The organism is Pseudomonas sp. Sample_14 (assembly GCF_004307515.1).
GTDB lineage: Bacteria > Pseudomonadota > Gammaproteobacteria > Pseudomonadales > Pseudomonadaceae > Aquipseudomonas > Aquipseudomonas atacamensis.
Genome location: NZ_RCOC01000074.1, coordinates 1 through 24,683, shown reverse-complemented (window position 1 = coordinate 24,683; position 24,683 = coordinate 1). Strand labels below are relative to the sequence as shown.

Annotated in this window: 4 protein-coding genes; all 4 read left to right on the top strand. The window is 63.8% G+C overall.

The features are described from left to right. Window positions 1-154 precede the first annotated feature (154 nt). Window positions 155-3,556: a non-ribosomal peptide synthetase gene (locus tag D8U61_RS18045; protein WP_130927408.1), complete on the top strand. Its 3,402-nt coding sequence runs from the start codon at window positions 155-157 to the stop codon at window positions 3,554-3,556. Continuing rightward, the gene (locus D8U61_RS18040; RefSeq protein WP_130927407.1) at window positions 3,553-11,376 is read left to right on the top strand and encodes a non-ribosomal peptide synthetase; all 7,824 of its coding nucleotides are present in this window, start codon (window positions 3,553-3,555) and stop codon (window positions 11,374-11,376) included. The genes D8U61_RS18045 and D8U61_RS18040 overlap by 4 nt, the downstream gene beginning before the upstream one ends. A 13-nt stretch (window positions 11,377-11,389) precedes the next feature. After that, window positions 11,390-23,704: a non-ribosomal peptide synthase/polyketide synthase gene (locus D8U61_RS18035; protein ID WP_130927406.1), complete on the top strand. Its 12,315-nt coding sequence runs from the start codon at window positions 11,390-11,392 to the stop codon at window positions 23,702-23,704. Between the two features lie 69 nt (window positions 23,705-23,773). Next, a partial coding sequence (locus D8U61_RS18030; RefSeq protein WP_130927405.1) for an alpha/beta hydrolase occupies window positions 23,774-24,683 on the top strand: 910 nt, incomplete at its 3' end.

Genomic DNA, 24,683 nt, shown 5'->3' with positions numbered 1-24,683 from the left:
CCGGGCCTGTACCGGCTTCGGCATTTGTCTGTCTGGCCTTTGTACCGTCGGGCCGTGAATGCCGCTGGCGCGCTAAATCATCGCGCGGGCCATTCGTTCTTGTTGATACGACCGGGTCTCCAGGTCACGCCGCCGATCAGCAAGGACTCCACGCATGAATGCCGCAGACGCACAGAAACTAGCCCGCCGCTTTATCGAATTGCCCCAGGACAAACGCCGTCTGTTCCTCGCCGGCATGGCCCGCGAGGGCATCGATTTTGCGCAGCTTCCAATGACCGCCTGCGACGGCATCGCCGAGCGTGACGGCCTGTCTTACGCGCAGCAGCGCATGTGGTTTCTCTGGCAACTGGAGCCGACCAGCGCAGCCTATAACTTGCCGATGGCGGTGCGTCTGGATGGCGATCTGCAAGTCGAAGCATTGGAGCAAGCCTTCAGCCGTCTGGCGGCGCGCCACGAATGTTTGCGCACCACCTTCGGCCAAAATGGCGAGCGGGCCTTCCAGCGTGTGGCCGAACCTAAGCCACTGAAACTACCCGTGACTGACCTGAGCGAGTTGCCCCAAGCCCAGCGCTTGCCGCTGGCGCAGCAGCACATGATGGCCGAGGCGACCCAGGCCTTCGACCTGCAGAACGGCCCGCTGCTGAGTCTGCGGCTGTTGCGCCTGGCCGCGCAGGAACACGTGCTGCTGCTGACCCTGCACCACATCATCGCCGACGGCTGGTCGATGAACATTCTGATCGACGAATTCATGCGCACTTACGACGCGCTGGTCGCCGGGCGTGAACCGACGCTGGCGCCGTTGACCGTGCATTACCGCGACTACGCACTGTGGCAGCGCAGCTGGCTGGAGGCCGGTGAGCGCGAGCGGCAACTGGACTACTGGCGCACGCAACTGGGCGACGAACATCCAGTGCTGGAGTTGCCCACCGATCGGGCCTATCCGGCGCAGTCCAGCCATCAGGGCGCACGCTTGGAAACGGTGATCGACGCGGCCTTGCGCGAAGAGCTGAAAAACCTTGCCCAGCGTCAGGGCGTGACGTTGTTCGTGGTGTTGCTGGCGGCGTTCAAGACCCTGTTGCATCGCTACAGCGGCCAGACCGATATTCGTGTCGGCGGGCTGATCGCCAACCGCACCCGCAGTGAAACCGAGGGCCTGATCGGCTTCTTCGTCAACACGCAGATCCTGCGCAGCGCGGTCACTGCACAAACGCCATTCGCCGAGCTGCTGCAGAGCCTGCGCCAGGCTGCACTGGGTGCTCAGGCCCATCAGGATCTGCCGTTCGACGCCTTGATCGAAGCCCTGCAACCGGCGCGCAGCCAGAGCCACAATCCGCTGTTTCAAGTGATGTTCAACCACCAGCCGCTGGTCACCGATTTGCATCAGGCGCAACTTGCTTCGGGCTTGCGCGTGGGCTATCTGAGCGAAGAGCAACTGGCTGGCAGCGCTCGGCAACACGCGGCCACCAGTGATCTGATGCTCGACACCCGCGAGGAGGGCGAGCAACTGTTTGCTGCCTTCACTTACGCCACGGATATTTTTGATGCCTCAACCATCGCCGCGCTGGCCGGGCATTGGCGCAACATTCTCCAGTCGGTGTGCCGCGACCCGCAGCAGTTGGTCGGCGAGATGGCGATGCTCGCCGAGGGCGAGCGGCAAGCGTTGATTCAAGCGACTGCGCCAGTGCCTCGGTTTACCAGCGTGCAAAGCCTGTTCGAAGCGCAGGTCGCACGGACTGCGCAAGCGCCGGCGGTGCTGTTGGCCACTGCCCCTGCACCAGTATTCAGCTACGACGAACTAAACGTTCGAAGCAATCGCTTGGCCCATCAGTTGCGCGCACAGGGTGTCGGCCCGGACGTGCTGGTCGGTGTCGCGCTGGGGCGTTCGCTGGAATTGGCGGTAGCGCTGCTGGCCGTGCTCAAGGCCGGTGGTGCCTATGTGCCGCTGGATCCACAGACCCCAGCCGAACGCTTGCGCCATGTGCTCGCTGACAGTGGTTTGCAACTGTTGCTCAGTGATCAGCAAAGCCTTGCCAGCCTGCCGCCGCTCGACGGCATCGAGTGCCTGTGTCTGGAGCAGTTGCCCGCCAGCGGGCAGAGCGACAATCTGTCGGTCACGGTCGAGGCCGACAACCTCGCGTACGTGATCTACACCTCGGGTTCCACCGGGCGGCCGAAAGGCGTGGCGGTCAGTCATGGCGCGCTGAGCGAGTTCATCGCCCGCGCCATCGACTACAGCGATCTGCGCGAAGGCGACCGGGTTCTGCAATTCGCCACCAGCAGTTTCGATGGCTTCGTCGAGCAGTTTTTCCCGCCGCTGTGCCATGGCGCCAGCGTAGTCATGCGCGATGCGCCGTTGTGGGACAGCGCGACGCTGCATCAGGTGATCATCGATCAGGGCATCACTCTGGCCGACCTGCCGGCGGCTTATTGGTATTGGCTGGTGCAGGAATACGCGGCGAAACCGCCGGCCAGTTTCGGCGCGCTGCGGCAGATTCACGTCGGCGGCGAAGCCATGGCGGTGGACGGTTTGCGCCTGTGGCAGCAGGCCGGGCTGGGGCATGTGCGCCTGCTCAATACCTACGGCCCGACCGAGGCCACGGTGGTCTCGACGATTCATGACTGCACCGCGCTGACCGCCCAAGACGTGTCGTGGCGTGGCATGCCGATCGGCCACGGACTGGCAGCACGGCGTCTGTACGTGCTCGACGATGATCTGAACCTGCTGCCGCAAGGCGCGGTGGGCGAGTTGTACATCGGTGGGCCGGGTCTGGCGCGCGGTTATCAGCGCCAACCGAGCCTCAGCGCCGAGCGTTTCATTGCCGACCCGTTCGCCGACGGCCAGCGCCTGTACCGCACCGGCGACCGTGCGCGACTGCGCGGCGATGGCGCGCTGGAGTATGTCGGCCGGGTCGATCATCAAGTGAAGATTCGCGGCTTTCGCATCGAACTGGGCGAGATCGAATCGCGCCTGCAGCAATGTCCGCGCGTTCGCGAGGCAGTGGTGCTGGCGGTGCCATTCGCGGGTGGAGCGCAACTGGTCGCCTACGTGGTGACAGAACCTGCGGTGCTTGCCAGCGCGGCAACGCAAACGGCGTTCCGTCAGCAGACCCGCGCGGCGCTGCAAGCCAGCCTGCCGGATTACATGGTGCCGGGGCATCTGCTGTTGCTGGCGGACCTGCCGCTGACGCCGAGCGGCAAGCTCGACCGCAAGGCCTTGCCGACGCCGGATCCGGCGCAGTTGCAGGGCGATTACCGCGCTCCGCAATCGCCGGCCGAGCAGTGTCTGGCGCAGGTCTGGGCCGAGGTGCTGCACGTGCCGCGTGTGGGCCTGGACGATCACTTTTTTGAACTGGGCGGCCATTCGTTGCTGGCCGCGCAGGTGATTGCCCGGGTCAAGGAGCAGATGGGCGTGGTGCTGCCGCTGCGCAGCCTGTTCGAAAAACCGCTGCTGGCGGATCTCGCCGAGGTGCTCGGGCAACTGGCCGAGACGAGCGGCGACGACGACTGGTCCGACCTGGATCAGTTCATGAATGCTTTGCAAGGAGAAGAAGTATGAGCGGCACGATGGCGGAACGTATTGCAAAAAGGTTCGTCGGCCTGCCGCTGGAACAGCGTCGGCTGTTTCTCGCCAAGCTGCGCGAGGAGGGCAAGGATTTCAGCCTGTTGCCGCTGCCGGTCAGCCGCCACGACTGCGCGCAGATTCCCCTGTCGTTCGCCCAGCAGCGCCTGCTGTTTCTCTGGCAACTGGAACCGCACAGCGCCGCATACAATATGGCCGCTGGCTTGCGTCTGAAAGGCCGGCTGGATGAGTCGGCCCTGAGCCGCTCGTTCGATCATCTGCTGGCGCGCCATGAAGTGTTGCGCACGGTGTTTCACACCGACGGCGATCAAGCGCATCAGCTGATTCTCGAGCAACAAAGTATTGCGCTGCAACGCTTCGATCTGACCGGCGTCGCCGTGCAAGAGCGCGAAGCACTGCTCGCGCAACACGTGCAAGACGTCACCGCGCAACCGTTCGATCTGCGCCACGGCCCGTTGTTGCGCGCCAGTCTGTTTGCCTTGGCCGACGATGAGTTCGTGCTGGTGGTGAGCATGCATCACATCGTCTCCGATGGCTGGTCGATGGACGTCATGGTCAAGGAATTCGTCCAGTGCTATCAGGCTTTCAGCCTGCAGCGCGAACCGCAATTGCCGGCGCTGCCGTTGCAGTACGCCGACTATGCGATCTGGCAGCGGCGCTGGCTGGAGGCCGGCGAGGGTGAACGCCAGCTCGACTACTGGCGTCAGCAATTGGGCGACGAACATCCGCTGCTGGAAGTGGCGCCGGACTTTGCCCGACCGATGACGCAAAGCTTTGCAGGACAGACCCTGAGTTTCGATTTCGGTGCTGACCTGTCGCAACAGCTCAACTTTTTTGCGCGCAGCCAGGGCATCAGCCTGTTCATGCTGGTGCTGGCGGGGTTCTCGCTGTTCCTTTCGCGTCTGGCCGGCGAGCGCAACATTCGTGTCGGCGTGCCGAATGCCAACCGTGGCCGCGCCGAAGTCGAGGGACTGATCGGTTTCTTCGTCAACACCCAGGTGCTGCGTTGCCAGGTCGATGAGCGCGGCAGTTTCGCCGATTTGCTCGCGCAGGTGCGTGAAGCGGCGTTCGGCGCACAGGCACATCAGGAGTTGCCGTTCGAGCAACTGGTCGACGAATTGGTCGCCGAACGCACCCTGGGCCACAACCCGCTGTTCCAGGCCAAGTTCAACCAGAACGTCGGCATGCAGAAACAGCGCTCGATGGCCTTGCCCGGCCTGACCGTCAGTGAATACCCGCTGGCCAAGGACGGCACGCACTTCGATCTGGCCCTGGACATCACCGACGACGGTGCGCTGATCCACGGCCAGATGACCTACGCCAGCGATCTCTATCGGGCGGAAACGGTCGCCGGTTTTGTGCCGATGTTGCTGGACCTGTTTACACAATTGCTCAACTCGCCGCAGGCGCCACTGCACACGGTTGCCACACCACGGCCTGCTGCGCTTGCCATTCACCGCGAACCGGCGTTGACGGTGTTGCAGCACTGGGCGCGTGAAGTGGCTCGGCAGCCGCAGGCGCTGGCCGCTCGGGATCTCAAGCAAACGGTGACTTTCCAGGCGCTGGATCAGGAGGCCAATCGTCTCGCCCATTATTTGCGTGCGCAGGGCGTCAGTGTCGGCGAACCGGTGGCGGTGCTGCTGGAACGTTCGCTGGACTGGCTGACTTGCGTATTGGCGATTCTCAAGGCTGGCGCGGTGTACATGCCACTCGACGTCAAGGCGCCAAGCGCGCGCCTGAAGCAGATGCTCGGCGCTGCGCAGGCGCGGGCGCTGATCGGTGCTGAAGGCGACGCACGGCTCAGCGAAGTGGCGGGTGAGGGCTGTCAGGGTCTGGAGTTTGCGCCGGGGCAATTGCAGTCGCTGCCGGCGTCCGCGCCTGAGCTGACGCTGTATGCGCAGTCGCCGGCCTACGTGATTCACACTTCCGGCTCCACCGGACAACCCAAGGGCGTAGTGGTGAGCCACGGCGCGCTGGGCAGTTATGTGCGCGGCGTCCTCGAACGTCTGGCGCCGGCGCCCGAGGCGAGCATGGCGCTGGTCTCGACCATCGCCGCTGACCTTGGCTTCACCGTGCTGTTCGGCGCGTTGTGCTCGGGCCGACTGCTGCATGTGCTGCCGGAAGAACTCGGCTTCGACCCGGATCGCTTTGCCGAATACATGGCCTGCCATCGCGTTGGCATGTTGAAAATCGTCCCCGGGCATCTCGCCGCGCTGTTGCAGGCGGCCAAGCCTGCCGATGTGCTGCCGGAACACGCACTGATCGTCGGCGGCGAAGCCTGTTCGCCGGCACTGGTCGAGCGCGTGCAGCAACTGAAGCCGGGCTGCCGCCTGATCAACCACTACGGGCCGAGCGAAACCACCGTGGGCGTGCTGACCCATGAGGTCGAAGAACTCGCCGCCCAGGCGCGCAGTGTTCCGATCGGTACGGCGTTGGCCGGTGCCCATGTCTATGTGCTCGACGATGTGCTCAACCCGGTAGCCGATCAGGTCGCCGGTGAGCTGTACATCGGCGGCGACAGCGTTGCCCTTGGTTACCTGAATCAGCCGGCGCTGACCGCCGAACGTTTCCTGCCCGACCCGTTCGGCGCAGCGGGCGCGCGGGTCTACCGCAGCGGCGACCGGGTTCGGCGCAATCGCGAGCAGGCGCTGGAATTCATCGGTCGTGCCGACGATCAGGTCAAAGTGCGCGGCTACCGTGTTGAGCCTGCGGAAGTCGCGCGGGTGTTGCTCAGCCTCGACGGTGTCAGCGAAGCCGCCGTGCTCGCGCTGCCACTGGATGACGACCCGGCGCGCCTGCAACTGCTGGCATGGTGCGTGCCGGCGGTGGGCGCGAAGGTGCAGGCGCAGGAACTGCGCGAGCAGTTGCAGGCGCGGCTGCCGGATTACATGGTGCCGGCGCAGTTGCTGTTGCTGGAAAAGCTGCCGCTGACTGCCAACGGCAAGCTCGACAAGCGTGCCTTGCCAGTGCCCGGCGTGGTCAGCCAGCAGTTCGTCGCGCCGGTCGGTGAGATCGAGGAGAAGCTGGCGGCGATCTGGGCCGACGTGCTCAAGCTCGAAAGAGTCGGCAGCAGCGATAACTTCTTCGAACTGGGTGGCGACTCGATCCTCAGCTTGCAGATCATCGCCCGGGCCAAGCGCCAGGGCATCAAGCTCAGCCCTAAGCAGTTGTTCGAAAAACAGACCATCGGCCAATTGGCTACCGTCGCCAAACTGATCGAAGCCAAACCGGTTGCCGTCGCGGCACCTGTGGCACGTGGGCCGTTGCCGTTGCTGCCGATTCAGGTGCGCTTCTTCGACACGCCGATTGCCCAGCGCCAGCACTGGAACCAGTCGGTGATGCTGCAACCGACCCTGGCGCTGGACGCCGTACATTTGCGTAAGGCGCTGGCGGCGCTGGTCGAGCAGCACGAAGCGCTGGCCTTGAGCTTTGTGCAGTCGGGCGATAGCTGGCAGGCGTTGCCGCAGACTCAGCGCGATGCCGAACTGCTTTGGCTGCGCGAGCTGGACAGTCTCGATGCCTTGCCGGCCGTGGCCGACGCGGCGCAGCGCAGCCTCGATCTGCAGCGCGGGCAGTTGCTGCGCGCGGTGCTGGTCACTCTGCCGAATGCCGAGCAGCGTTTGTTGCTGGTGATTCATCACCTGGTGGTCGACGGCGTGTCGTGGCGCATTCTGCTTGAGGACTTGCAGCAGTCTTACCAGGCATTGGCGGCGGGGACGGCGGCGGTGTTGCCAGGCCAGAGCAGTTCGCTGCACAACTGGGCCGAGCAGTTGCATCGTTATGCGCAGAGTGAAGCGCTTGCCGGCGAACGCGATTATTGGCGCCAGACCCTGGCGGCGGAAGACGCGGCACTGCCACAAGATTTCGCCGTGGACAGCCAGACCCGCGCCCAGGCCGCTCGCGCCAGTACGCGCCTGAGCCAGACATTGACCGACAAGCTGCTGAAAGTCGCCCCGGCGGCTTATCGCACGCAGATCAACGACCTGTTGCTGACGGCTTTGGCGCGGGTGCTGTGTGACTGGAGCGAGCAGTCTTCGGTGTTGATCCAGCTCGAAGGCCACGGTCGTGAAGACCTGTTCGACGACATCGACCTGAGCCGCACGGTCGGCTGGTTCAGCAGCCTGTTCCCGGTGCGCCTGACTCCGCAGGCCAATCCCGCTGCGTCGCTGTGCGCGATCAAGGAGCAACTGCGGGCGGTGCCGGGCAAAGGCATCGGTTATGGCGTGCTGCGTTACCTCACGCGTGCAGCCGAGTTGCAGACGCTGGCGCAACCACGGGTGACCTTCAATTACCTCGGTCAGTTCGACGGCGCGTTCAGCGCCGAGCAAGGCGCGTTGTTCCTGCCAAGCGCTGACAGCACCGGCGCCAATCAGGATGGGCAAGCGCCGCTGGGCAATTGGCTGAGCGTCGACGGACAGGTTCTCGGCGGTGAGCTGGAACTGACCTGGACCTTCGGCAGCGGCATGTATCGCGCCGAGACCATCGAGGCGCTGGCCGAGGCTTATCGCCGCGAACTGCAACGCCTGATCGAACATTGCTGCGCGAGCTGCGCAGGTGGCGTGACACCCTCGGACTTCAAACTCGCCAACCTGACCCAGGCGCAGCTGTCGGCGCTGCCGATGGCGCCGCGTGACATCGTCGATCTGTACCCGCTGTCGCCGATGCAGCAAGGCATTCTGTTCCACAGCCGCAACGAGCCGGACAGCCCGGCCTACACCAATCAGCTGCGCGTCGACGTCGAGCAGCTCGACGCCGAGCGCTTCCGCCAGGCCTGGCAGCAGACTGTTGATGCTCACGATATTCTGCGCACGGCGTTCGTCTGGCCGCAGGATGCCGCCGCGCCGGTGCAAGTGGTGCGCAGCCGCGTGCAGATGCCGTGGCAAGTGCAGGACTGGAGCGGTCGCGCCGGCCTTGATTCAGCACTTGATCATCTCGCCACTGAAGATCTGCATAACAGCTTCGATCTGCTCGACGCACCGCTGTTGCGCGTGACGTTGGTGCGCATCGATGAGCACACTCATCACCTGATCTACACCTGCCATCACATCCTGATGGACGGCTGGAGCACTTCGCAGTTGTTCGGCGAAGTGCTGCAACGCTACGCCGGCATCGCGCCGAGCGCAGGGCAGGGGCGTTATCGCGATTACATCGAATGGCTCGGCCAGCGTGATCAGCAGGCCAGTCGACAGTTCTGGAGTGCGGCGCTGGCGGACCTTGAACAGCCGACGCGACTGGCCAGCGCCATACCGGTCAGGCACGCGGCGAGCGGCTATGCCGATCACGAGCATGTGTTCAGCGAACCGCTGACCGCCGAACTGAACCGCTTCGCACGCGAGCAGAAAGTCACCCTCAACACGCTGGTACAAGCGGCGTGGCTGCTGCTGTTGCAGCGCTACACCGGCCAGGATCACGTGGCGTTTGGCGCGACGGTCGCCGGACGGCCAACCGATTTGCCGGGCGTCGAGCAGCAGATCGGCCTGTTCATCAACACCTTGCCGGTGGTGGCGGCGCCATCGCCGGAAATCGGCGTCAGCCAATGGCTGCAACAGGTGCAAGACCTCAACCTGGCCTTGCGCGAGCACGAACACACGCCGCTGTATGACATTCAGCGCTGGGCCGGTACGGGCGCCGGGGCGTTGTTCGACAGTATTCTGGTGTTCGAAAACTATCCGATGGCTGAAGCACTGGCGCAGGGCCCTGAGACGGGCCTGAAGTTCTCGGCAATCCGCCGGCAGGAGCAGACCAACTATCCGCTGACGCTGGTCGCGGTCACCGGCCGCGAGCTGAGTCTGGGCGTGAGTTACGATCAGGCCAGTTTCGACGCTCAAGCGATCCGCGCGTTGAGTGCGCAGTTGCAAGGCCTGCTCGAGCAGTTCCTCGCCGACGCCACGCAGCCGCTGGGCGCGCTGCAACTGCTCGCCGAGCCACAACAGCAACAAGCGATCGAGTGGGGCAAGGCGCCGGTTACCACGGCGGATCAACGCACGGTGCTGGCGCACATCGCCGCGCAGGTGCAGCGACAGCCACAGGCGAACGCGGTGCTGTTCGCTGAGCAATCCATCGCTTACCAAAACCTCGATACCCGGGCCAATCGTCTCGCGCACAAGCTGCAAGGCATGGGCGTCGGGCCGGAAGTGCGCGTCGGCGTGTGCATGCGCCGCACGCCGGACATGCTGGTCGGCTTGCTGGCGATTCTCAAGGCCGGTGGCGCCTACGTGCCGCTGGACCCGGATTACCCGCAGGAACGCTTGCTGCACATGCTCGACGACAGCCGCGCCGCTGTTTTGCTCACTGAGCCAGCGGCCTTGGCGATGCTGCCTGAAAGCCTGAGCGCACAGGTGCTGCTGGTGGACGAGAACGTCGCCAGCGAATACCCGGCCACTGCGCCGCTGGTTAACCTCGCGGCTGAAAATCTGGCGTACGTGATCTACACCTCCGGCTCCACCGGCAAACCGAAAGGCGTAGCAATCAGCCACGGCAATCTATCGGCGCTGATTCAATGGTCGGCTGGGGTCTATCGCGAAGAACAATTGCGCGGCGTGCTGGCCTCGACCTCGATCTGCTTCGATCTCTCGGTGTGGGAAATCTTCGTCACGCTGGCCTGCGGAGGCTGCCTGGTGCTGGCCGACAACGCCCTGGCGCTGGCGGATTTGCCGGCGCGCGATGAGGTAACGCTGATCAATACCGTGCCGTCGGCGATCGCCGCGTTGCAACGGGCCGGGCAGATTCCGGCTTCGGTCGGCACCATCAATCTGGCCGGCGAACCGCTCAAGCAGAGTCTGGTCGACAGCGTCTATGCCAGCACTCAGGTGCAGCAGGTCTACGATCTTTACGGGCCGTCGGAGGACACCACTTATTCGACCTTCACCCTGCGCACCCCGCAGGGCCGGGCGAACATTGGCCGGCCGCTGGACAACACCGTGGCCTACCTGCTCGACAGTCAGTTGCAGGCGCTGCCCGAGGGCGTGGCGGCCGAGCTGTACCTCGCTGGTGCCGGGGTGACGCGCGGCTATCTGCGCCGCGCCGCGCTGACCGCCGAACGCTTTGTGCCGAATCCTTACGCGAGCAACGGCGAGCGCCTGTACCGCACCGGCGATCTGGTGCGCCAGGGCGACGATGGCAACATCGAGTACATCGGTCGCGCCGACCATCAGGTGAAGATTCGCGGCTTCCGCATCGAACTCAGCGAGATCGAAGCACGCCTGCTGGAACTCGACGATATCCGTGAGGCGGTGGTACTGGCGCAGGACGGCGCCGCAGGCAAACACCTGCATGCCTACCTCGTCGCCGCACCGGACAGCGAGCGGTCGACGCTGGCCGAGCGGGTGCGCAATGCCTTGGCCAGCCGCTTGCCGGCGCACATGGTGCCGGGGCATCTGCACCTGATCGACGCGATCCCGCTGACGCCCAACGGCAAGCTCGATCGCAAGGCGCTGATGGCGTTGGGCGAGAGCCCGACGCAGGAGCAATACCTAGCGCCGCAAAGCGATCTGCAATGGGAGGTCGCGACGATCTGGCAAGAAGTGCTGAAAGTCGAGCGGGTAGGGCTGGCGGACAACTTCTTCCAGCTTGGCGGGCATTCGCTGCTGGCGACGCTGGTGGTGACCAGGGTGCAGGAGCGCCTCGGCGACAAGGTGCCGCTCAAGGCGCTGTTCGAAACCGACACCCTCAAGGAGTTCTGCGCGCGGATCGAAGCGCTGCGCGTCGAAATGTCGCCCGTTCAGGATGAATTGGCTAAATCACTGGAGGCCCTCAAACGTCTATCCCTCGATGATCTGGAAAAACTGATTTCTTGAGAGGGAAAAACGCGTGCAAGAGTTAATCGAGTCGGTAGGACAACTTTCGGCTAAGCAAAGAAAGGCTCTGGCGGTTCTGCTCAAGCAGAAAGGCGTCAACCTCTTTGACATTGCCCCGGTTTTCAAGCGCACGGCTGAAGAGCCGTTGCTGCTGTCCTACGCTCAGCAGCGCCAGTGGTTCCTCTGGCAGTGGGCACCGCACAGCGCGGCCTACAACATTCCGACGGCCCTGCGCTTGCAGGGGCCGCTGGATGTGCCGGCACTGGAACGCAGCATTGCGGCGCTGATCGAGCGCCACGAAACCTTGCGCACCGTATTCACTCAAGACAGCGCACAACCCTTGCAAGTGGTCCTGTCCGCAGGACCCTTTGCGTTGGAGATTCATCACCTGAGCGCTGATCCGGCGAATGACCCGGAGCACTCGATCCAGGCTTTCGTCCAGACTCAGAGCCAAAAGACTTTCGATCTGCAGCACGGCCCGTTGCTGCGTGCCGCGCTGCTGCAGGTCAACCCCGATGACCATGTGCTGGTGCTGACCCTGCACCACATCGTTTCCGATGGCTGGTCGCTGCAAGTGATGATCGAGGAACTGGTGCAGCTCTATGCCGGTTTCAACCTCGGTCACGACGCCGGTCTGCCGGCGCTGCCGATTCAATACGCCGATTACGCCTTGTGGCAGCGCCAGTGGATGGAGGCCGGTGAGCAGGAGCGCCAACTGGCCTACTGGCAGGAAAAGCTCGGCGGCGAACAACCGGTGCTGGAACTGCCGCTGGATCGCCCGCGCGCGGTCGATCAAAGCTTTGCCGGCGCCAGCCACAACCTGATTCTTGATCCGGCGCTGAGCCATGCCCTCAAGGCCTTTGCCCGGCAGGAAAACGTCACCCTGTTCGTGTTGCTGCTGGCTTCGTTTCAGGCCTTGCTGCATCGCTACAGCGGGCAAAGCGACATCCGTGTCGGCGTGCCGGTGGCCAACCGTGGCCGGGTGGAAATCGAGCGCCTGATCGGCTTCTTCGTCAACACCCAGGTGCTCAAGGCGGACATCGACGCAGAGCTGCCGTTTATCGAACTGCTGCGTCAGGTCAAACAGACGGCGCAGGAGGCGCAGGCGCATCAGGACTTGCCCTTCGAGCAACTGGTCGAAGCGCTGGAACCGGGCCGCAGCCTCAGTCACAGTCCGTTGTTCCAGGTGATGTTCAACCACCAGGCCGAGCGCCGCGCGAGCATCGCGACACGCCTCAACGGCCTGAACATCGAACCGCTGGAATGGCAGAGCCAGACCGCGCAATTCGACCTGACCCTCAACACCACCGAACAGGCCCACGGCATCGAAGCGGTGCTGAAGTACGCCACTGACCTGTTCGACGCAGCGACCATCGAGCGCCTGGCGCAGCACTGGACCGCGCTGTTGCAAGCGATCGTCGCCGAGCCGAGCCAGCGTATCGGCCAGCTGCCAATGCTCGATGCAGGCCAGCAGCAACAGCTGTTGGCGCAATGGAATCCGCCGCTGATTGAACAGCCGCTGACCCAGTGCATCCAGCAAGCCATCGAGGCCCAGGCCGAGCGGCATGCCGATGCGGTGGCGGTGAGCTGTGCCGGGCAACGCCTGACCTACGCTGAACTCAATCACCGCGCCAACCTGTGGGCGCATACGCTGATCGAGCAGGGTGTCGGCCCGGACGTGCGCGTCGGCGTTGCGGTGGAGCGTTCGCTGGACATGATCGTCGCCATTCTCGCGGTGCTGAAGGCCGGCGGCGCCTATGTGCCGCTGGACCCGAGCTACCCGGATGACCGTTTGAGCTACATGATCGGCGACAGCGGCATTCACTTGCTGTTGACCCAGGGGCATTTGCTCGGGAAATTACCGATTCCGCCGGGGCTGGTCTGCCTCGATCTGGATCAAACGCCGGAGCACGGCATCGCAAGCAACCCGCCATGCTTGACCACGCCGGACAATCTGGCCTACGTCATCTACACCTCCGGTTCCACCGGCAAACCGAAGGGCGCCTTGCTGCCGCACGGCAACGTGATGCGCCTGTTCAGCGCCACCGAGCACTGGTTCGATTTCGGCGCGCAGGACAGCTGGACGCTGTTCCATTCCTACGCGTTCGACTTTTCGGTGTGGGAGATTTTCGGCGCGCTGTTGTACGGCGGCAAACTGGTGGTGGTGCCGCACGATGTCAGCCGTTCGCCGGAGGATTTCTACACGCTGCTGTGCGATGAAAACGTCACGGTGCTGAACCAGACACCGTCGGCGTTCAAGCCGTTGATGCAGGTCGCCTGCGAGTCGAGCCGCAGCAATGCCCTGCGTTACGTGGTGTTCGGCGGCGAGGCGCTGGAAGTACAGAATCTGCGTCCGTGGTTCGAGCATTTTGGCGACCGCGCGCCGACGCTGATCAACATGTACGGCATCACCGAAACCACCGTGCACGTCACTTACCGGCCGTTGTCGCTGGCGGATCTGCAGAGCAATCACAGCAGCCCGATCGGCGCACCGATTGTCGACCTGTCGTGGTACTTGCTCGACAGCTCGCTGAACCTGGTACCGCAAGGTTGCATTGGTGAGTTGTACATCGCTGGCGCCGGTCTGGCCCGTGGTTATCTGAATCAGGCCGGCATGAGCGCCACGCGCTTCGTGCCCGACCCGTTCAACCGCAACGCCGGCCAGCGTCTTTACCGTACCGGCGACCTCGCACGGCTGCGCGGCGACGGGGTGATCGAGTACATCGGTCGTATCGACCACCAGGTAAAAATCCGTGGTTTCCGCATCGAGCTCGGCGAAATCGAAGCGCAACTGCTCAAGCATCCACAGGTGCGCGAAGCGGTGGTGCTGGCGGTGGACGGCCTCAGCGGTCAGCAACTGGCGACCTGGGTCGTGCCGGCCGAGACATTGAACGCGGACGAGCAGGGCGCGCTGCGCGATTCGATCAAGCTGCACCTGCGCGAAACCCTGCCGGATTACATGGTTCCGGTCAGTTGGGCGTTCCTCGACCGGCTGCCGCTGACCGCCAACGGCAAGCTCGATCGCAAACAACTGCCGCAGCCGGACGTTGCGCACGTGCAAGAGGCCTACGCCGCGCCGCGCAGCGAACTGGAACAGCGTCTGGCGGAGATTTGGCAGGACGTGCTCAAGGTCGAGCGGGTCGGGCTTCACGATAATTTCTTCGAGCTGGGCGGCGATTCGATCATTTCGATTCAAGTGGTCAGCCGCGCGCGGCAGGCCGGCATTCGTTTTACGCCCAAGGATATTTTCCAGCATCAGACCGTGCAGCGTCTGGCCACCGTCGCGCAGCAGAGCGACGCGGTGCAGACGGAGCAGGGCGAAGTGCTTGGCGACGCGCCGCTGACGCCGATCCAGCAGTATTTCTTCCACAGCGACATCCCGGCGCGGCATCACTGGAACCAGTCGATCCTGCTGACCCCGGCGAAAACCCTGCAAGCCGCGGCGCTGCAACAGGCCTTGGCGCAGGTGCAAAAACAGCATGACGCCTTGCGTCTGCGTTATCGCCAAACCGAGCAGGGCTGGCAGCAAAGCCACGGCGCGGCGGATCAACCACAAGCGTTATTGCGCACTTTCACGCTTGACGACAGCGCGGCATTGCCAGCGCTGTGCCTGGACCTGCAACGCAGCCTCGACCTGCACAACGGCCCGTTGATCCGCGCGGCGCTGATCGATTTGCCGGACGCCAGTCAGCGTCTGCTGCTGGTGATTCATCACTTGGTGGTCGATGGCGTGTCGTGGCGAATCCTGCTCGAAGACCTGCAAAGCGCCTATCAGCAGATCAGCGGCGGACAGCGCGTGCATCTGCCGGCCAAGACCAGCGCGTTCAAGGATTGGGGCTTGCGCCTGCAAGAGCATGCGCGCAGCGCGGCGCTGGGCAGCGAACTGAGTTACTGGCGCGAACAGTTGCGCGACGCGCCGCTCGGTTTGCCGCTGGATAATCCGCAGGGCCAGTTGAACAACCGCTTCGAACGCAGCGTCGACACGCGGCTGGACGCCGAACGCACTCGCCAGCTGCTGCAACAGGCTCCGGCGATCTACCGCACTCAAGTCAACGACCTGCTGCTGACCGCACTGGCGCGGGTCCTCTGCGAGTGGACCGCCAGCGACAGTGCGCTGGTGCAGCTCGAAGGCCATGGCCGCGAAGACCTCTTCGATGACATCGACCTGAGCCGCACCGTGGGTTGGTTCACCAGCATGTTCCCGGTACGCCTGACACCAAACGCCAGCCTGGAAAGCTCGATCAAAGGCATCAAGGAGCAACTGCGCGCGATCCCCAACAAGGGCATCGGCTATGGCTTGTTGCGTTATCTCGGCACCGCCGAAGCACAAGCGGCGCTGCGTGAACTGGCGCAACCGCAAGTGACGTTCAACTACCTCGGCCAGTTCGATAACAACTTCGACGAAGACGCCTTGTGGCGGCCGGCCACCGAAGACAAGGGCGCCGGCCAGGACGAAAACGCGCCGATGGCCAATTGGCTGACCATCGATGGCCGGGTTTATCAGGGCCAGTTGAGCCTGACCTGGACCTACAGCAGCGACATCTTCGAAGAAACGACCATCGCCGCTCTGGCCCGCGCCTACGAAGTGGCACTGAACGAATTGATCGACCACTGCCTCAGCCATGCGGGCGGCCTCACGCCGTCCGACGTGCCGCTGGCCGGTTTGTCCCAGGCGCATCTGGACAGCCTGCCGATTGCCGCCCAGCGCATCGAGGACATCTATCCGCTGGCGCCGATGCAGCAGGGCATTCTGTTCCACAGCCTGTACGATGCGGACGCCAGCGCCTACGTCTATCAGATGTTGCTGGACATCGACGGCCTCGACGTTGCGCGGTTCCAGCAAGCCTGGCAACGGGTGGTCGATCGCCATGAAGTGCTGCGCGCCGGTTTCATCTGGGGCCGTGATGGCCTCGATGCACCGTTGCAGGTGATCAACCGCCAACTGACCCTGGAAATGCCGGAAATCGATGTGCGCGATGCCGCCGATCTGCCGGCGGTGCTTGAAGCACGGGCGCAGGCCGACCGCGAACGTGGCTTCGATCTGCAGAATCCGCCGCTGTTGCGCCTGTGCCTGTTGCGCACTGCCGACGATCGCCATCGACTGATTTTCACCTGCCACCACATCCTCATGGATGGCTGGAGCAACTCGCGGATGTTCGGCGAAGTGCTGCAGGATTACGCCGGCCAGCCGGTGCCGAGCGCGCAGGGCCGCTATCGCGATTTTCTGGTCTGGCTGCAGGGCCAGGACAAGGCAGCCGCGCAGGATTTCTGGCGCGGGCAACTGGCCGAGCTCGACGAGCCGACCCGACTGGCCTCGGCCTGCCACGGACGCACCGTGCCGGGGCCGGGCAAACAGATGCATCGTCTGCATTTCGATGAAGCGTTGACCCAGCGTCTGAACAGCTTCTCCCGTCAGCAACAGGTGACCCTCAACAGCGTGGTGCAGGCGGCATGGCTGCTGGTGTTGCAGCGCTACACCGGGCAGGCCACGGTGGCGTTTGGCGCTACGGTTTCCGGGCGGCCGGTGGATTTGCCGGGCATCGAAGAACAGCTGGGGCTGTTCATCAACACTCTGCCGGTGATCGCCAGCCCGCAAGCCACCCTCAGCGTCGGCGACTGGGTGCGCAGCGTGCAGGACAAGAACCTGCTGTTGCGCGACTACGAACAGACGCCGTTGCAGGACATTCAGCGTCTGGCGGCGTTGAGTGGCGAAGCGTTGTTCGACACCTTGCTGGTATTCGAGAACTATCCGGTGTCCGAAGCGCTGGAGGCCAATCCGGGCGGGCTGCGCTTTTCCGGTCTGGAGCATCGCGAGCAGACCAACTACGGCCTGACCCTGATTGCCGGCGCCAGCGAAGTGCTCAACCTCGATTTCAATTACCTCACCGAGCACTTTGCCGAGCGCAGCGTGCTCGCTCTGGCCGCGCATCTGCGTGAGGTGCTGGAGCAATTTATCGAGGCGCCGCAACGGGCACTCGGCGAGATCGGTCTGCTGCCGCTGGCCGAACGGCAGACGCTGGCGCAGTGGAACGACAATCACGCGGCTTATCCGGCCGAGCGGTTGATTTCGCAGAGCTTTGAAGCGCGGGTCGCAGCGCATCCGCAGGCACTGGCGTTGAGTCATGCCGGCGTGGCGCTGAGCTACGGCGAACTGAACCGGCGGGCAAACCAGTTGGCCCGGCATTTGGTGACACTGGGTGTCACCGCCGAAGTGCGCGTCGGCGTGGCGCTGCCGCGTTCGGCGGAACTGGTGATCGCCCTGATGGCAGTGCTCAAAGCCGGCGGCACCTACGTGCCGCTGGACCCGGACTACCCGGCCGACCGCGTGGCCTACATGCTCGACGACAGCCAGGCGAAAGTCCTGCTGACCCAGCAAGCCTTGCTCGCGCAACTGCCGTCCAGCGAAGCACACGTGGTGCTGGTCGAGGCCGGTGGTGAGGCGTTCGCCGCGCAGGCACCGGACAACCTGCCGGCGCGCGCCGACTCGGCCAATCTGGCCTACGTGATCTACACCTCCGGTTCCACAGGCAAACCGAAAGGCGTGGCCATCGCCCATCGCAACGTACAGGCGCTGATTCACTGGTCCGCCGAGGTCTACAGCGAGGACGATCTGCAAGGTGTGCTGGCCTCGACGTCGGTGTGCTTCGACCTGTCGGTGTGGGAGATTTTCGTCACCCTGGCGCGCGGCGGATCCATGGTCATGGCGCGCAATGCCCTGGAGCTGCCGGACTTGCCCGAGCGTGATCAGGTGCGCCTGATCAACACTGTGCCGTCGGCGATTGCCGCGTTGCAACGCATCGGCCAGATCCCGCCGGGCGTGCGCATCATCAATCTGGCCGGCGAGCCGCTCAAGCAGGCGCTGGTCGACACCTTGTACCGCGAGACTTCGGTCGTCCACGTTTACGATCTGTACGGGCCTTCCGAAGACACCACGTATTCGACCTGGACCCGTCGCGAGCTCGGTGGCCAGGCCAATATCGGCCGGCCTTTGCGCAATACCACTGCGTACCTGCTCGACGAGCAATTGCAGCAAGCGCCGGTCGGCATCGCAGCGGAGCTGTATCTGGCCGGTGAAGGCATCACCCGTGGCTATCTGTTGCGCCCGGGCCTGACTGCCGAACGTTTCGTGCCCAACCCGTTGGCGAGCAACGGCGAGCGTATGTACCGCACCGGCGACCTGACGCGTTTCATGGACGACGGCCGTATCGAATACGTCGGCCGCATCGACCATCAGGTCAAGGTGCGTGGCTTCCGTATTGAACTGGGCGAAATCGAAGCGCGTCTGCTGGCCCAGGCCAGCGTGCGCGAAGGCGTGGTGCTGGCGGTGGACGGCGTCGGCGGCCAGCAACTGGTGGCTTATGTGGTGCCGGCCGAGGCCGATCAAAGCCCTGCGCAACTGGACGTGCTGAGTGCTGAGTTGCAAGCCGCGCTCAAGGCGCATCTGCCGGACTACATGGTGCCGGCGCAGTGGCTGTTCCTCGAACAATTGCCGCTGACACCCAACGGCAAACTTGATCGCAAGGCTTTGCCGGCAGCGGATGCCAGCCAGGCACAACGCGATTACGTCGCGCCGTCGACGCCGCTGGAGCAGCAGCTGGCCGAGGTCTGGCAGGACATTCTGAAGATCGAGCAGATCGGCGTGACCGACAATTTCTTCGCCCTCGGCGGTGATTCGATCATCTCGATTCAACTGGTCAGCCGCGCGCGGCAGCAGGGCATTTGCTTCACGCCCAAAGACCTGTTCCAGCAGCAGACGGTGCAGAAACTGGCCGCAGTGGTTTCGCTTGCAGACGCGCAATCCGCCAGCGCCGCCGACTACCCGTTGGCGCAACTGGATCAAGCGCAGCTCGATGCCTTGCCGGTGCCGGCGGAGCTGATCGAAGACGTCTATCCGCTGTCGCCGATGCAGGAAGGCATGCTCTTCCACACCCTGTCGGATAACGGCAGCAGCCTCTATGTGCAACAGGTCAGCCTGCCGATCAAGGGCCTCGACGTTGAGCGTTTCCGCCGGGCCTGGGAATTCATCATTGTGCGTCAGGCGATCCTGCGCACCAGTTTCCATTGGCAGGACGGCCTGGCCAAACCGCTTCAGGTCGTCCATCGCCAGGCGCCGCTGCAGATGCAGGTGCTCGATTGGCGCGAGCAGGACTGCAGCGAGGCGGTGATTGCCGAGTTCGCCAGCGCTGATCGCGCGCTGGGCTTCGACTTGGCCGAAGCGCGATTGCAGCGGGTGACCCTGCTGCAGCTGGGCGACGAGCAGTACCAGATGATCTGGACCAGCCATCACATTCTGATGGATGGCTGGAGCAGTTCGCGGTTGTTCGGTGAGGTCTTGCAGTACTACTCCACGGGCGAGGTGACTGGCGAAAATGGCCGCTATCGCGACTTCATTGCCTGGTTGCAGGCGCAGGATCAGGATGCCCAGGAGCTGTTCTGGAAGGCGCGTCTGGCGGTGGTCAACGAACCGACCGCGCTGAGTCAGGCGATGCACCCGCGTCATAGTGCCGACGTTACTGGTCACGATGCGCTCTATTCAAATTGGGACAAGGCGCAAACCGCACGCCTGCTGGAGTTCTGCCGCGACCTGCGTATCACCCCCAACACACTGATCCAGGGCGCGTGGCTGCTGCTGTTGCAACGCTACACCGGTCAGCAGACGGTGACCTTCGGCGCCACCGTATCGGGGCGCCCGGAAAGTCTGCCAAACGTCGGCAACATGCTCGGCCTGTTCATCAACACCTTGCCGATCATTCAGACCCCACAAGCCGATCAGCGTCTGGCCGACTGGCTGGGCGAAGTGCAGGCCTACAACCTCGACATTCGGGATTATTCCCAGGCACCGCTGGCCGATGTGCAGCGCTGGTCGAACCTCGGTGGTCAGGCGCTGTTCGACAGCATCGTGGTGTTCGAAAACTTCCCGATCGACGAGCGCTTGCAGGAAGAAACCGACACCGAGCTGACCTTCGGCAAATCCATCGGCCACGGCGTGACCAACGTGCCGATGGACCTTGCGGTGATGCTCGGCGACGAGTTGTCGATCGAGTACCTGTACCTGCGCAGCCACTTCAGCGCCGAGGCGGTGCAAGGCATTCGCCTGACCCTGGAAAACACCCTCGCGGCGATGATGGCCGCGCCGTATGAGCGGCTGGGCAACTTGCAGCGTCTGTCCGCCGAACAATGGCAAGCGGCGCAGGCCTGGAGTGCCGAGCCTTCCCACCGCCACGCGCCGCAGTTGCTGCCGGAGCTGATCAGCCGTCATGCGCAACAGCAGCCCGACGCGATCGCGGTGCAATGCGCCGGCGAAAGCCTGAGCTACGCCGAACTGGAGCGGCAGGCCAATCGACTTGCGCAGTGCCTGATCGCCCATGGCGCCGGGCCGGAAGTGGTGATCGGCGTGGCATTGCCGCGTTCGCTGGAAATGCTGGTGAGCTTCCTCGCCGTGTTCAAGAGCGGTGCGGCGTACGTGCCGCTGGACATCGATTACCCGCCGGAGCGTCTGGCCTACATGATCGAAGATTCGCGCATGGCCCTGCTGCTGACGCAAACCAGCCTGCGCGCGACGTTGCCTGCACCACAAGGCGTGCGGCGTCTGGAAATCGATCAACTCGATCGCAGTCTTTACAGCGATGCCGCCCCGGTCTGCGATGTTCACGAGCAGAGCCTGGCCTATCTGGTTTACACCTCCGGTTCCACCGGACGGCCGAAAGGCGTGGCCGTGACCCAGGGACCGCTGAGCATGCACTGCCAGGCGATCGCCGAGTTGTACGAAATGGACGCGAGCAGTTGCGAATTGCACTTTATGTCGTTCGCCTTCGACGGCGCTCACGAACGCTGGCTGAGTACCTTGTACAGCGGCGGTCGTCTGGTGATTCGCGACGGATGCCTGTGGACGCCGGAGCAGACCTATCAGGCCCTGCACGATTACGGCGTGACCATCGCCTGCTTCCCGCCGGCCTATCTCAAGCAACTGGCCGAATACGCCGCCGCCAGCGGCATTGCACCGCCGCCGGTGCGCATCTACTGCTTCGGTGGCGATGCGGTGCCGGAGCAGACCTTCGAACAGGTCAAAGCCGCATTGCGTCCGCAGTTCTTCACCAACGGCTACGGCCCGACCGAAACCGTGGTCACGCCGATGCTCTGGAAGGTCGCCATCAGCCAGCACTGCGAAGCGGCGTATGCGCCGATCGGCCGCGCGGTGGGTGCGCGTTCGCTGTACGTGCTCGACGACGATCTGAATCCGCTGCCGCCGGGTTTTGCCGGTGAGTTGTACATCGGCGGTTACGGCGTCGCTCGCGGTTATTACGGGCGCCCCGATCTGACCGGCGAACGCTTCGTGCCCAACCCGTTTGCCCCGGGTGAGCGCCTGTACCGCAGCGGCGATCTGGTGCGCCGTCGCGCGGACGGCGTGGTCGATTACGTCGGGCGCATCGACCATCAGGTCAAGGTGCGTGGCTTCCGCATCGAGCTGGGCGAAGTCGAGGCCAGCCTGCGTCAGTTGCCGGCGGTCAGCGATGCGCTGGTGATTGCCCGCGACAATGCCTCCGGCAAGCAACTGATCGGTTATGTGGTCACCGCCACGGGTGATGATATCGGCGATGAACTCAAGGCCGGACTGCGCGCTTCGCTGCCGGAATACATGGTGCCGGCGCAGATCGTCTGCCTCAGCGCGTTCCCGGTTACGCCCAACGGCAAACTCGATCGCAAGGCCCTGCCGGAGCCGGAGTTCAAAAGCGACGAATATGTTGCCCCGCGCACCGAGCAGGAAACCTTGCTGGCCGAGATCTGGGCGCAGGTGTTGCAGGTCGAGCAGGTCGGTATCAGCGATAACTTCTTTGAACTGGGCGGCGATTCGATCCTCAGCCTGCAAGTGATCTCGCGGGTGCGAAACCACCCGACCCTGCAGATGGAACTGAAGCTGCGCGATCTGATGCGCTATCAAACCATCGCCGGCATTCTCGAGCAGCAAGTGGCGAAGGAGGGCGCCGGGCAAGCGCTGCCGGACCTGACTCAGGTTGCCGCAGAGGGCGCGTTCAATCTGCTGCCGATCCAGCAATGGTTCTTCGCCGAAGGCATGGCCGAGGCGCATCACTACAACCAGTCGTTGCTGCTCAGCGCACGTCAGCCGCTGGATCTCGATGCCCTGGAACAGGCGCTGGGCTTGATCGAACAGCATCACGATTCGCTGCGCCTGCGTTTTTCCAACGACGGCGGGCGCTGGTTGCAGCGCTATAGCAGCAGCGCGTCCGACGAGGCTGTGCTGTGGCGCCGCGAAGCGCAAAGCAGCGAAGAGGTCGAAGCCTTGGCCAACCTCGCGCAGCGCAGCCTCAAACTCGATGACGGACCGGTCTGGCGGGTCATGCATGTGGCCTTGCCGGATGGCCAGGCGCGGTTGCTGGTGGTGATTCATCACCTGGTGGTCGACACCGTGTCGTGGCGGATTCTGCTCGACGATCTGAAAGTCGCTTATGAGGCGTGCGTGCAGGGGCTGGCGCCGCAACTGCCGATTCGCACCAGCAGTTATCGTTCGTTTGCCGAGGCATTGCAGGCGCAGGCGCCGGTGATTGCCGAGCAGGAATTGAGCTATTGGCTGGAGCAACTGGATCAGCCCGGCGTTGATCTGCCGTGCGACAACCCGCGCGGCAAGAACCTTGTGCGGCAACAGGCGCAGGCACGGCTCAAGCTGTCCCGCGAGCACACCGAACAACTGCTCAAACAGGCCCCGGCGGTGTACGGCACGCAGATCAACGACTTGCTGTTGTCAGCGCTCAGCCGCGCCCTGTGCCGCTGGAGCGAGCAACCGTCGGCGCTGATTCTGCTCGAAGGGCACGGGCGCGAAGACCTCTTCGAGTCGATCGACCTGAGCCGCAGCCTCGGCTGGTTCACCAGCATGTTCCCGGTGCGTTTGCGTCCGGACAGCGATGACATCGGCCAGTCGATCATCAATGTGCAGGCGCAACTGGCGGGCGTACCGCAGAAGGGCATCGGCTACGGCGTGTTGCGTCATCTGGCCGGGCCGGAAATCTCCGCGCAACTGGCTGCATTGCCGAAGGCACGGGTGACGTTCAATTACCTCGGGCAGTTCGACCAGAGCTTCGATGAACAGGCGTTGCTGGTGCCGGCACTGGAAGAGACCGGCGACAACTACAGCCTCAAGGCGAACCTGGGCAACTGGCTGGAAATCGTCGGCCAAGTCTATGACGGGCAACTGGCGTTGCGCTGCATCTACAGCAGTCAGCGTTACCGCGCCGGCACCATGGATGCGCTGATGAGCGATTACCAGCGTGAACTTGAAGCGTTGATCGAACATTGCATGGCGCGGGTGGGTTGATCACCCGGTCTTTTGCGCGGGCGCTGCCCAGGCGCGCCCGTCTTATTGCGGATACAAGGATTTTCAACGATGTCGTTACACCCTGATCTGGAAGCTTTCCTCGACCTGGCGCAAGACAGCCAGGACGCCGGCCTGCCGGCCATGCACCAACTGACCCCGAGCGAGGCCCGCGCCACCTTCGAACAGACCACCGCGCAACTGCGCTGGCCGGCGCCGCAGGATCTTGAAGTCACCGAGATCGAAACACAGGCCCGTGACGGTGCGGCGCTGGCGTTGCGTTTGTATCGGCCCAACGGTGTTGAATCGCCGCTGCCGGTGCTGGTGTATTTCCACGGTGGCGGGTTTGTGGTCGGCAGTCTGGATTCCCACGACGGCGTCTGCCGCGAGTTTTGCCAGCGCACGCCGTGTGCGGTGCTCTCGGTCGGTTATCGACTGGCGCCGGAGCATCGCTTTCCGACAGCGCTGGAGGATGGCGAGGACGCTTTGGCCTGGCTGGCGGAACAGGCTGCGAGCCTCGGCCTGGATGGTTCGCGCGTTGCGTTTGGCGGTGATAGCGCGGGTGCCACGTTGGCGACGGTGCTGGCGATTCAGGCTGTGCGGCAGCCGCACACGGTGGCTATCGCGCCGAAGGCGCAGTTGTTGTGTTATCCGGTGACCGATGCTTCGCGGGTGCATGATTCGCGGCTGTTGTTTGGTGAGGGGTATTTGCTCGAGAACGACACGCTGGAGTGGTTTTATCAGCACTATGCGCGTGGGCCGGAGGATTATCTGGATTGGCGTTTTTCGCCGTTGCTGGCGGAGGATCTGCGTGGGGTTGCGCCGGCTATTGTGCTGCTTGCCGGGTTTGATCCGTTGCTGGATGAAGGGCAGGCTTATGTCGACAGGCTGCGCGGGCAGGGGGTTGAGGTCGATGTCGAGGTTTGTGCCGGGCTGACTCATGATTTGTTGCGGTTGGGGGGGGTGGTGCCTGGGGTTCTGG